Here is an 11,031-nt window from a genome sequence, read left to right as displayed (position 1 = left end):
CGAAGCGAGGGCCGTGCGGCCATGCCCGGCCGGCACGGCATGACCACCACCACCGGAACCCGCGACTTCCTCCTGCCCGACCTGGGCGAGGGGCTGAGCGAGGCGGAGATCGTCGAGTGGCGGGTCGCCGTCGGCGACGTGGTCACCGTGGACCAGACCGTGGTGGAGGTGGAGACCGCCAAGGCCGTGGTCGACGTCCCCTGCCCGTACGCCGGCCGGGTCGTGGCCCTGCACGGCGCGGCGGGTGAGGTCCGTCCCGTGGGCCAGCCGCTCATCACCATCGCCCCGCTCGACGGCGACGGCGGCGACGACCCGCACGCCACCTACCGCGAGGAGGAGCGGGCCGGCTCCGGCAACGTCCTGATCGGGTACGGCACCGGCCACGGCGGCTCGGGCCGGCGGCGCCGCCGGCCCCGGCTGGCCCTCGCCCCGGAGCCCGAGGCCGGTAGCGGGGCCGCGACGGCGGACCCGACCCCGGCCGCCGGTGGGGCGGCCGCCGCGCCGACGCCGGCCACCGGAGCGGACGGCGGGTCGCGGACGGCTCCGCTGGTCATCTCGCCGATCGTCCGGCGGCTGGCCCGGGAACGCGGCCTCGACCTGGCGGCCCTGCACGGCACCGGACCCGGCGGGGTGATCCGCCGCGCCGACGTGGAGGCGGCGTCCACCGCCCCGGCCGCGCAGCTCGCCGCCGTGCCGGACGCCCCGGCCGCGCACGTCGGGCTGGCCCCGGCGGGCGACGGCGACGTGGTCATCCCGCTCACCGGCATCCGCAAGGTCATCGCCGACAAGCTCTCCCGCAGCCGGCGGGAGATCCCCGAGGTGACCATCTGGGTGGACGTGGACGCCACCGGGCTGCTGGCGACCCGGGCCGCGATCAACGCCGCCACCCCGGAGGCGCCGGTCAGAATCCTGGCCCTGCTGGCCCGGATCTGCCTGAGCGGCCTGCGGAAGTACCCGCAGCTCAACGCGCACGTGGACACCGAGGGGCAGCGGATCGTCCAGTCGGCCGGGGTGCACCTGGGCATCGCCGCGCAGACCGACCGGGGCCTGGTCGTCCCGGTGCTGCGCGACGCCCAGCGGCTGACCACCCGGGAGCTGGCCGCCGCCCTCGCCGAGACCACGGCGGCCGCCCGGGCCGGCACCCTGCCCCCGGCGCGGCTGACCGGCGGCACCTTCACCCTCAACAACTACGGGGTGTTCGGGGTGGACGGGTCCACGCCGATCATCAACCACCCCGAGGCGGCGCTGCTCGGCGTCGGCCGGATCGTGGACAAGCCCTGGGTGGTCGACGGGCAGCTCGCCGTGCGCAAGGTGACGCAGCTCAGCCTCACCTTCGACCACCGGGTCTGCGACGGTGGCGTGGCCGGCGGCTTCCTGCGGCACGTGGCGGACTGCGTCGAGCAGCCCGCCCTCCTGGTGGCGAACGTCTGAGCCGAGGCCCCGGCCGCCGACGTGGCCGGGGCCGCGGTTTCTCCGCCGTCGGACCGGGAAGACGAGCCCGGTCGCCGACGGGGAGGGACGGATGACGGATCCGCACATGCCCTCGGCCGGTGGGGTGCGTCCGCATCCGGTCGCCGGCGCGCCGCTGATGAGCGACGCGCGGGAGCACGGGTTGACCGGGGACGGGACGACCAACGACCAGCCGGCCCTCGCCGCCCTGGTGGACCTGCTGGGCGACGCGTACGCCGCCGACGGGCGGGCCCGGGTGATCTACTGCCCGCCCGGGGTCTACTCGATCCGGGACGCCGGCACCGTCTGGCGGACCGGCGTCTCGCTGGTCGGCGCGGGTCCCGGCGCCACCCGGTTCGTGCTCGGCAACCCGGGCAACCGGGCCGATCCGACCCCGCTGGCGTTCCACACCGCCGAGCTGCACGGCGCGAGCCGCGAGCGGCACCTGGCGTACTGCACCTTCGCCGACTTCGAGATCGACGGGTCCGGGGTGGCGATGGCCGAGTACAACCCGCTCGCCAAGGGGCTGGGCCTCCAGTACGTGGTCCGGGGCATGTTCCGCAACCTCTACATCCACCACACCGCGGCGACCGGCCTGGGCTGCGACTTCCTCCAGGACTGCATGATCGACGGGGTGCTGGTGGCCGGGTGCGGGCGGATGGACAACGGCACCGAGATGGGCGGCGCGGGGATCGGCATCGGGATCGGCGGCTGGGGCAGCGTCGAGCGGGTCAACGTGGTGAACTGCTCGGCCGTCGGCAACGCCACCAGCGGGATCTTCTTCGAGCTGCAGTTCGAGGGCGGGCTGCGCCCGCGCGGCATCCGGGTGATCGGCTGCCACGCCGAGGGCAACCGCTTCGGCATCGCCGACTGGGGCGCCAACGGCCTCGTCGTGTCGGCGTGCACGCTGGTCGGCAACCTCGACGCGGGCTTCCAGGTGTCGGCCAAGGGCACCACCGGCACGGCGGGTCGCGGCGGCCTGCTCACCGACTGCGTGATCGACGCGAACCTGCGAGACGGCATCAGCATCGGCAACACCCCGGGGCCGTACACCGTCCGGGGCAACCGGATCAGCGGCAACGGCCGGTACGGCTACCACCAGCGCAGCCTGGGCGACACGGGGCAGGAGTGCGCCCGCGAGATAGTCATCGAGAGCAACGAGTTCTACGGCAACAGCCTGGACGCCGTCCGCTTCGACCGGCCGGTCCGGGACGCGTTCGTCGTCGGCAACCGGATCCGGGCGAACGGCCGCCAGTGCGGGCCCGGCGACCGGAACGGCGGCGACACGGTCCGGTACAGCGAGAGGTCGGTGATCGACCGCCGGGCGACCTGGCGGGGCGACGCGCACCGGGGCAAGACCATCCGGGTGGGCGAGCGGGTCGCGGTGGTGGCCGCGAACGACGAGAACGAACTGCACCTGGCCCCGGTCCGGCCGGGCGCCTTCACGGGCTGGAGCGGGGACACCCCGAACCCCGGCAGCCCCTACGAGCTACCCGGGCCGCCGGCGACCCGGGCGGGCATCACCGTCAACGCGGCGATGGACTCGGCCACCATCCGGGGCAACCGGGTCTGGGACAGCCACGATCCGACCACCCAGACGCACGGGCTGTGGGTCACCGCGGAGGGCAACTGCGTCGGCTGCCGGGTCGAGGACAACGACCTGGCGGGGAACGCTGAGGCGTCCATCCGGTTGGACACCCCGCCCGTGGGCGGCCGCTGGGAACGCAACCACGGGGACGACGACCGGAGGTGAACCGGTCGTCCCGGCCCGCCGGGCGCAATCCGTCGCGGCCGTGACACCCCGCCCGTCGGCGTCGCCAATTCCCATTTCTGCACGCCCGACCCGAAATCGAAGTTCGGCCGGTCAAAGCAATTCCGCCGAATATGCCACGGCGTCCGGACGGCCGTACAGAATGTGAGCCATGGGGGGAGTGGAAATGGGGTGCGGAATATGGACGTGAGGCGGCGAATGACGCTGCTGGCGGTGACCATCGCAGCCACACCGTTGGTGGTCGGCGGGTGCACCGCCGGCCAGCGGGAGGCCGTGAAGCCTGGCCACGGCAAGGCGGCCGCGGCGCCGTCGGTGAACCTGACCCCGGCGGACCGGACGAAGAACGTGCCGGTCAGCGCCGAGGTGGGGACCACGGTCAGCGGCGGCAAGGTCACCGCGGTGAAACTCACCGACGACAAGGGGCGACCGGTGCCGGCGCAGCCGCGCGAGGACGGGTCGGGCTGGGTGCCGGACCGGCCGCTGGACAACTCGCGGACGTACACCGCGGAGGTGACCGCGACCGGCGATTCCGGGCGGACGACCACGCAGAAGACGACATTCACCACGATGGCGAAATCCACCAAACCGACCGTCACCAGCGAGCTCTATTTCACCAGTAATCAGACGTACGGGACGGCCATGCCGGTGGTTGTCGCATTCGATCCGCCAATTCCCAAAGAGGCCAGAGCGGACGTGCAGCGCCGGTTGTTCGTGAAGACCGACCCGCCGCAGCCGGGCGCCTGGTCGTGGGAGTCGGACGGCAAGCAGGTCGAATACCGGGCGCCCGACCACTGGAAGTCCGGCACGAAGATCAGCGTACGGAGCGCGCTGGAAGGGCTGCCGATCGGCAAGGACGCCATCGGCGACGCTGACCACAGCGCGACCTCCAAGATCGGCCGGCAGGTCTCGATCGACATCGACAACGCCACCAAGCAGATGTCCGTCTACCAGGAGGGCAAGCTGCTCCGCAAGGTCCCGGTGAGCATGGGCAAGTCGAGCACGCCGACCTCCAGCGGCAAGATGGTGATCATGGAGAAGTTCGACCGGACCACCTTCGACACCCGGGGCTCGGCCGATCCCTACGTGGTCGACGTGGACGACGCCCAGCGGCTCACCTGGGGTGGCGAGTTCATCCACTCCGCGCCGTGGTCGGAGGGGGAGCAGGGCTTCAACAACACCTCACACGGCTGCACCAACGTCTCCGCGGCGGCCGCGGACTGGCTGATGGGCGTCACCCACGTCGGTGACCTGGTGACCATCAAGGGCACCGAGGTGAAGCTGGATCAGGGCAACGGCTTCACGGCCTGGAACGTCGGCTGGGACGAGTTCATCAAGGGCAGCGCGCTGCCCGTACCGGCCGGGCTGAAGCCCACGCACAGCGCAACGCCGCACCCGGGCGCGGTGGCCGGCGGGTCGTCGCCCGCCCCCGCCCCGTCCAAGAGCAACAGCGGCGGCTGACCACCGGGGAGGAACGGCCGGGCCGGCCCGCACACACGCGGGCCGGCCTCGCGCCGTTCCCCACGGACCGAGCGGACACCGCGCGGGCCGGCCCCGCGCCTTCCCTCCGAACCGAGCGGACACCGCGGGCCGGCCCCGCGCCTTGCGCGTTCAGTCCAGGTCGACCCGGGCCACGCCCGTCGCGGTCAGGCTGCCGAGCCAGAGGCGCCGCCCGTGCTGCCGCACGCCGGTGATCATCGGGTACGTCCCGCTCGGGCCGTGCAGCGTGCGCAGCACCCGCCCGGTGCCGTCCACCAGCGCGACCAGCCCGTAGCGGCGGGGCTGCGGCTGCACCGCCCCCGGCAGCAGGGCGACGAGCTGGCGCACCCGGGGATGCGGCAGCAGCTTCTCCATGATCGGCAGCCGGGGGCTGGGCAGCGCGATCCAGTAGGTCCCGTCGCCCACGGCCGAGACGTTGTCCGGGTAGGCCGGCAGGTCGGCCAGCACGGTGGCCCGGCCGTCGGGCAGGTCCACCCGGAGCAGCCGGTGGGTGGCCGTCTCGACAAGCATGAGCGCCGACTCGTCCGGCGTGAGCGCCACCCCGTTGGGGAAGTAGAGCCCGCCCGCCACGACCTCGGTGCGCCCGGTCCGCCGGTCGTAGGCCAGCACCCGGCCGTTGGGCCGGTGCTCCAGCAGGTCCCGCTTCCAGTGCGCGAGGGGGAACCGGTCCGACGAGTCGGTGAAGTAGACCGTGCCGTCCCGGGCCACGGCGGCGTTGTCGGCCAGGTGCACCGATGCGGCCGTGCCGGTCAGCTCGTGCACCGCGCCGTCGGGGGTGACCCGCAGCAGCCCCCGGTAGGCGTCGCAGACCACCAGCCCGCCGTCGACCGGGTCCAGCTCGATGCCGAGCGGCCGGCCGCCGGTCTCGGCGAGCAGCGTGGGGCGGGTGCCGGCCGGGGCGTCCGCCGGCCACCACCAGAGACGGCCGTCCTCGTCGCCGCTGACCACCCGGCCCTCCGGGTCGATGAGCACGTCCTCCGGGCCGTGCCCGCCCTGGGGCAGCGGCAGCAGGTCGGCCCGGTCCAGCCGTGCGTCGGTGGGGGCCCACGGCCCGTCCAGCGGCGGTGGCACGGTGGCCGGCTCACGGACCGGCCGGATCAGCAGGGGCGCGCGCGGGCGGGGGACGGCCATCCGGCCATTCTTCCCCGCCGATGCCCCTGGCGGGAGCCCCCGGCGGCGTGTCTCCGCGGCGGTTGCGGCCCCCGGCCCTGCGGGATGACCCGGAGACCGCTCAGGGTCCCACCCGGGACCTACCCGGAACCCCGGCCGCGGGCGGCCGGAACTGTCGGTGGTGGGGGATAGGTTCGGGGCATGCGAGAGGGCGGCGACCGGTTCCACGTGGCGACGAGCGTCAGCGACCACGTGGTGGACCTGCGGGCGGTCGGTGAGATCGACATCGCCACCGTGGCGGCGTTCCGGGCCGCCCTGTGGGCCGCGCCGGCACGGCCGGTGCTGCGGCTGGACCTGTCCGGCGTGCGGCTGCTCTCCGCCGCCGGGGTGCGTGCGCTGGTCGCCGCCCACCTGCGGGTCCGGGCCCGCGGCGGCGAGCTGGTGCTGGTCGACCCCGACCCGGTGGTCGCCCGGGTGCTGCGGGCCACCGGCCTGCACCGGGTGCTGCCGATCCGCGAGTCGGCCCGGGAGCTGGTCGCCTGCGCGGCGGCCTGACCGGCCGAACGCCGCAGGGCCGCCGGCGTGCCGCCGACGGCCCTGCGAACGGTGCGTGGGTCAGCGCACGCCGACCAGGTCCACCACGAAGACCAGCGTCTCGTTCGGCTTGATCACGCCTCCGGCGCCCCGGGCGCCGTAGCCCAGGTGCGGCGGGATGGTGAGCCGGCGTCGGCCGCCGACCTTCATGCCGACCACGCCCTGGTCCCAGCCGGCGATGACCTGGCCGCCGCCGAGCGGGAATTCGAAGGTGTCGCCGCGGTTCCACGACGAGTCGAACTCGCGGCCGGTCGAATGGGACACGCCGACGTAGTGCACGTCGGCCAGCTGGCCGGGGCGGGCCTCCGGGCCGTCGCCGACCGTGATGTCCTCGATGACGAGATCGGCGGGCGGTGCGCCCTCGATCGGGCCAACCTCGGGCTTCTCCATGAGCGGGTCTCCTCGGTGCTGACAGGTGCGGTCCCCGTCGATCCTGCCGGATCGCGGCCGGCCGATACGCGTCGGTCCCCGCCGCGGCGTGGCGGCGGGGACCGGTGGGTGGCACGGGAGTGGCGGGCGCCGCCTCTCGGTGACGCCCGCCCGGTGGGTACTGCCCGCGGTGACCTCACTTCAGCCAGCGCAGCCGCGCGACGACGGGGAGCTTCGCCCACGCCCGGCCGAGGCCGAGGGTGTCACCGGCGTTGACCAGGGCCAGGCCGGCCAGCAGACCCGCGTAGATGAGGTGGTCGTCCATGAACGGGTTGTTCTCGGGGGGCAGCACGGCCGTCCACATCATGACCAGCAGGAGCCCGCCGGCGACCGCGGCGACCCGGGTGCCGATGCCGAGCAGCAGGGCCACGCCGATGCCGAGCAGGCCGAGCATGAACAGCCAGTCCGCCCACGCCGCGCCGCCGATCTCCTGGTAGAAGCCCTTGAACGGGCCGGCCGCGCCGAAGGTCAGGAACCCCTTGGTCGGGCTGCCGCCGTTGATCCAGGCGGCCTTCGCCGCGGTCTCGTGGCCGAGGCCGAACATCTTGTCGAGGAAGGCCCAGAGGAACGTCCAGCCCAGGGCGATCCTGAGTCCGGCGAAGACGTACCGGGTGGCCTTCTGGCGGGTGGTCTCGGCGTCCCGGGTGGTCTCGGCCGCCGGAGCGGTGGTGTTGGCGGTGATCCGCTCGATCGTCGCGGTCATGGTCTCCACGTCCCTTCTGTGCCTCGCACCGCGCTTTCCGGTGGCACCTTCATTCCACTGCTCCGGCCGGCCGGCGAGCAGGGCCGACCGGTGCCCTCCGGACCGGGACCTTGGTCCCCTCTCGACCCGGTCCGGTCGGCCCGCCGTGGCCTGCCGGGCGCCTCTGACCTGGGCGGCCCGCGCCGGCCTACCGTCGCCACAGGAGGGCCGAGCAGAGGAGGCCGTGATGCGTACCTGGCAGGTGGGCGACGTGATGACCAGGGACGTCGCGACGGTGGGAGAGGAGACCCCGTACCGCCGGATCGTCGACGTGCTCATCCGGCGCGGTGTCAGCGGGGTACCGGTGGTGGACTCGTTCCACCGGGTGCTCGGGGTGGTCTCCGAGGCGGACCTGCTGCACAAGGTGGAGTGGGCCGGGCGCCCCGACGAGCGGCGGGTGTTCGAGGGCCGGCGCCGGCGTACCGCCCGGGAGAAGTCAACCGCGCTGGTGGCCCGGGACCTGATGACCGCCCCGGCGGTCACCACCCACGCGGGGGCCACGCTGCCCGCCGCGGCCCGGCTCATGGACCGCGAGGCGGTCAACCGGCTTCCGGTCCTGGACGACCTGGGCCGGCTGGCCGGCATCGTGACCCGCGGCGACCTGCTCCGGGTGCACCTGCGCGCCGACGCGGAGATCCGCGAGGAGGTGGTGCGGGAGGTGCTGCGCCGGGTGCTCACCGTCCGGGACGGCCTGGTCACCGTCCAGGTCCGCGCCGGTGAGGTCACGCTGGACGGACGGCTCGACCGGCGCAGCGCCGTCGAGCTGGCGGGCCGGCTCGCCGGGCAGGTCGGCGGCGTGGTCGCGGTGCACAACGCCATCGGGTACGACGTGGACGACACCACGCTCATGGAGTTGGACCCGGTGCACGCCACCCCGGTCGCCTGACCGGCGGCGGCCTCAGGCGGCCGCGGCGAGCTGGGCGGCGAGCAGCGCGGGAGCCTCGGCGAGCGAGGGCCCGTACCAGGTGAGGTGCCGGCCGGAGACCAGCGCGGCCGGCACGCCGGGGAACGCCTCCGGCCCGTCGTCGGCGGTGAACCGGTACGGCTCGTCCGGCAGCACGACCAGCTCCGGCGCCCGGGCGCGCAGCTCGGCCAGGCCGGGCCGGGGATAGCGCTCCGGGTAGTCGGCGTACCGGTTGGTGACGCCGAGCCGGCGCAGCACGTCACCGGCGAAGGTGTCCCGCCCCAGCACCACCCAGGGGCGCCGCCACACCGGCACCACGGCCGCGCGCGGTGTGGCCGGCGCGGGCGGCGCGGCCCAGGCCCGGCGCGCGGCCCGCAGCCAGTCCGGCTCGCCGGGGACGCCGAGCGCGGCGACCAGCTCGCCGAGCTGGGTCAGCGCCTCCGGCACGGTACGGGGAAAGGTGACCCGGACGGGCACGCCGGCCGCCTTCAGCGCGTCCGCGTCGGCGAGGCGGTTCTCCTCCTCGTTGAGCAGCACCAGGTCGGGCCGCAGCGCGCGTACCCGGTCCAGGTCCGGATACTTGCTCCCGCCCACCCGGGCGACGTCCAGCCCGGCCGGGTGGGTGCACCAGTCGGTGGCGCCCACCAGCACCTCGGGACGGGTCAGCGCCACCGCCTCGGTCAACGACGGCACCAGCGACACCACCCGCACGACGGCTCCCTCCCTCGCCCCGGCCCATCGTCGCCTATCGACGGTCTCCGGTGCGTCGGGCCCGACCGGTGGAGCGGACGATCAGCCGGCCACCTCGTCCACCAGCGCCGTCACGTCCAGGTGGGCGGGCCGGCAGCCGATCGTGTCGGCGAACCGGCGTACCGCCGCGTCCACGTGCGCCCGGGCGGCGCCGACCCCGGCGGACGGGGCCAGGCGCACCTCGACCCAGACGTCCGGGCCGGTGACCGGGCCGGTGAGCACCACCCGGGCCCGGCGGACCCCGGGCGCCCGCAGCAGGTCCCGTTCCAGCGCGTCGGTCAGCACCCCGGTCGCCACCCGGGTCCGGCCGGCGCCGTCGCCGGGGTGCGACAGCGTGCCGCCGAGCCGGTCCGGCACCCGCAGCCCGGCGCCGAGCAGCCGCTGCCCGAGCAGGGCGAGCAGCAGGCCGCCCACGGCCACCGCGAGGGCGCTCCACGGCGCGCCGGCCCGCCACCAGGTCACCGGCCCGGCCCCGACCAGCGGCACGTCGCCGCCGGGCAGCCGGCCCGCCCCGACCGCCGAGGCTGTGCCGCCCGCCGCCACGAGCAGCAGGGCGAGGACCGTCCACAGCAGCCGGTGGGCGGCGTTGCTCACGGCGCCCGCCGGGCGGGGACGAGCCGGACCTCGATCGGGTCGCGGCGGGGCGCGGTCAGCCGGTCCAGCTCCCGGCGCAGCGCGAACTCGACGTCGGCCCGGGCGGCCGGGTCGCCGGTGGCGGTCACCCGGGGTTGCCAGGCGTCCCCGCGCCGGCGGACGCGGACCCGCGCGCGGCGGACGCTCGGCACCGACCGGACCGCGCGGGCCAGCCGCCGCTCCACCGAGCGGCGGTGCAGGTGCCAGCCGTCGTCGTCGGCGAGCCGCAGCCGGTTCGGCCACCACCGGCGCAGCTCGGCGCCGAGCACCACCAGGCCGAGGAGGGTGACGGCGGCGGCGACGCCGCGTACCGGGGCGTCCTGCCAGCGGACCGTGGTCAGCGTGGCCGACCACCCGGACGGCAGGGGACCGGGGCGGCCCAGCGCGGCGAGCAGCCCCGCGACGGCCACCAGCAGCCCGCCGGCCAGCAGGGCCACGGCGAGCAGCAGGGTGGCGAGCCGGTTCACCGTGCGCACGGCCGGCTCCGCTCGCCGGCGGGGGTGCTCACGTCGCCTCCCGCGCGTCCGCGGCGTGCCGCCGGTGCCCGTCCCGCCCGGTCGCCGGGCGGTCGCCGCCGGGCGGGCCGCTCGGCTCCCCGGGCAGGCGCAGGTCCACCACGGTGACGGTGACCCCCTCGACGGTCAGCCCGCTGTGCGCCTCGATCCAGGCGGCGACTCGGCGGCGGACCGCCTCGGCCACCCCGGTCAGCGGCGCGCCGTGCGCGACCACCAGGTCCAGGTCGACCCGGACGGCGGCGCCGTCGACGCGCACCGTGGCCGTCGCGTCGACGACGGCCGGGGCACGCCGCGCCGCCTCCTCGGCGAGCCCGCCGGTCCGCTCCTCCGGCCAGGCGACCGGCGCGGGCGGGGCGGTGGCGCGCCGGGGCAGGGTGCCGGTCATCGCGGGCCCGCCTCAGCGACGCCGGCCGGCGGTCGCCCGGTCGGCGAGCCCCGGCAGGCCGACGTCCCCGTCGCGCACCCGGACCAGCAGCCAGCCGACCAGGCCGGCCACGGTGGCGGCGGCGGCCGCCCCGGCGCCGCCCAGCGCCCAGACCGCGACCACCAGGAAACCGGCCAGGAAGCCGAACTGCCCGCGCGTCATGCCCCACCTCCGCTCCACGGCGACGACCGGACCGGCGGGGCGTACCCGTTT

Annotated in this window: 13 protein-coding genes; 5 read left to right on the top strand and 8 right to left on the bottom strand. The window is 75.6% G+C overall.

Annotation, left to right across the window (positions count from 1 at the left end; translation table 11 throughout):
- The first annotated feature begins 39 nt into the window (after nt 1–39).
- From ACQP12_RS19895 to ACQP12_RS19885, 3 genes are all read left to right on the top strand, one after another.
- Complete coding sequence (locus ACQP12_RS19895) at nt 40–1,431, top strand: dihydrolipoamide acetyltransferase family protein (RefSeq protein WP_433289342.1); 1,392 nt, start codon at nt 40–42, stop codon at nt 1,429–1,431.
- Nucleotides 1,432–1,522: 91 nt separating this feature from the next.
- Complete coding sequence (locus tag ACQP12_RS19890) at nt 1,523–3,202, top strand: right-handed parallel beta-helix repeat-containing protein (RefSeq protein ID WP_433280914.1); 1,680 nt, start codon at nt 1,523–1,525, stop codon at nt 3,200–3,202.
- A gap of 198 nt (nt 3,203–3,400) precedes the next feature.
- The gene (locus ACQP12_RS19885; RefSeq protein WP_433280912.1) at nt 3,401–4,678 is read left to right on the top strand and encodes an Ig-like domain-containing protein; all 1,278 of its coding nucleotides are present in this window, start codon (nt 3,401–3,403) and stop codon (nt 4,676–4,678) included.
- Nucleotides 4,679–4,828: 150 nt separating this feature from the next.
- On the opposite strand, the gene ACQP12_RS19880 is transcribed toward ACQP12_RS19885, so the two are convergent.
- The gene (locus ACQP12_RS19880; protein ID WP_433280910.1) at nt 4,829–5,848 is read right to left on the bottom strand and encodes an SMP-30/gluconolactonase/LRE family protein; all 1,020 of its coding nucleotides are present in this window, start codon (nt 5,846–5,848) and stop codon (nt 4,829–4,831) included.
- A gap of 180 nt (nt 5,849–6,028) precedes the next feature.
- Between ACQP12_RS19880 and ACQP12_RS19875 the strand changes: the two genes are divergently transcribed.
- A complete protein-coding gene (locus tag ACQP12_RS19875; RefSeq protein WP_433280908.1) occupies nt 6,029–6,382 on the top strand; it encodes an anti-sigma factor antagonist in 354 nt (117 codons plus the stop codon).
- A gap of 60 nt (nt 6,383–6,442) precedes the next feature.
- On the opposite strand, the gene ACQP12_RS19870 is transcribed toward ACQP12_RS19875, so the two are convergent.
- Both ACQP12_RS19870 and ACQP12_RS19865 read right to left on the bottom strand, forming a co-directional pair.
- The gene (locus ACQP12_RS19870) at nt 6,443–6,811 is read right to left on the bottom strand and encodes an FKBP-type peptidyl-prolyl cis-trans isomerase (RefSeq protein WP_357943057.1); all 369 of its coding nucleotides are present in this window, start codon (nt 6,809–6,811) and stop codon (nt 6,443–6,445) included.
- 175 nt (nt 6,812–6,986) lie between these two features.
- Complete coding sequence (locus tag ACQP12_RS19865) at nt 6,987–7,562, bottom strand: DoxX family membrane protein (protein WP_357943055.1); 576 nt, start codon at nt 7,560–7,562, stop codon at nt 6,987–6,989.
- A gap of 217 nt (nt 7,563–7,779) precedes the next feature.
- Between ACQP12_RS19865 and ACQP12_RS19860 the strand changes: the two genes are divergently transcribed.
- Nucleotides 7,780–8,478 carry a CBS domain-containing protein gene (locus ACQP12_RS19860; protein WP_433280906.1) on the top strand — a complete coding sequence of 233 codons (699 nt, stop codon included), beginning with the start codon at nt 7,780–7,782 and terminating at the stop codon, nt 8,476–8,478.
- 12 nt (nt 8,479–8,490) lie between these two features.
- Here ACQP12_RS19860 and ACQP12_RS19855 read toward each other — a convergent pair whose 3' ends face one another.
- The 5 genes from ACQP12_RS19855 to ACQP12_RS19835 all read right to left on the bottom strand — a co-directional run bounded on the left by ACQP12_RS19855 (nt 8,491) and on the right by ACQP12_RS19835 (nt 10,980).
- Nucleotides 8,491–9,207 (bottom strand): helical backbone metal receptor, encoded by a 717-nt coding sequence (locus tag ACQP12_RS19855; RefSeq protein WP_433280904.1) that lies wholly within the window; start codon nt 9,205–9,207, stop codon nt 8,491–8,493.
- A gap of 81 nt (nt 9,208–9,288) precedes the next feature.
- Nucleotides 9,289–9,840 (bottom strand): hypothetical protein, encoded by a 552-nt coding sequence (locus ACQP12_RS19850; protein ID WP_433280902.1) that lies wholly within the window; start codon nt 9,838–9,840, stop codon nt 9,289–9,291.
- A complete protein-coding gene (locus ACQP12_RS19845) occupies nt 9,837–10,355 on the bottom strand; it encodes a hypothetical protein (protein WP_433280900.1) in 519 nt (172 codons plus the stop codon). The genes ACQP12_RS19850 and ACQP12_RS19845 overlap by 4 nt, the downstream gene beginning before the upstream one ends.
- 28 nt (nt 10,356–10,383) lie before the next feature.
- A complete protein-coding gene (locus ACQP12_RS19840; RefSeq protein ID WP_433280897.1) occupies nt 10,384–10,779 on the bottom strand; it encodes an Asp23/Gls24 family envelope stress response protein in 396 nt (131 codons plus the stop codon).
- Nucleotides 10,780–10,791: 12 nt separating this feature from the next.
- On the bottom strand, nt 10,792–10,980 hold the full coding sequence (locus tag ACQP12_RS19835; RefSeq protein ID WP_357943042.1) for a hypothetical protein: 189 nt from the start codon (nt 10,978–10,980) through the stop codon (nt 10,792–10,794).
- Nucleotides 10,981–11,031 lie beyond the last annotated feature (51 nt).

It is taken from the genome of Micromonospora sp. CA-244673, from assembly GCF_050948395.1.
Lineage (GTDB): Bacteria > Actinomycetota > Actinomycetes > Mycobacteriales > Micromonosporaceae > Micromonospora.
The sequence above is the reverse complement of the archived record's forward strand: the minus strand, read 5'-3'. Positions and strand labels throughout refer to the sequence as shown.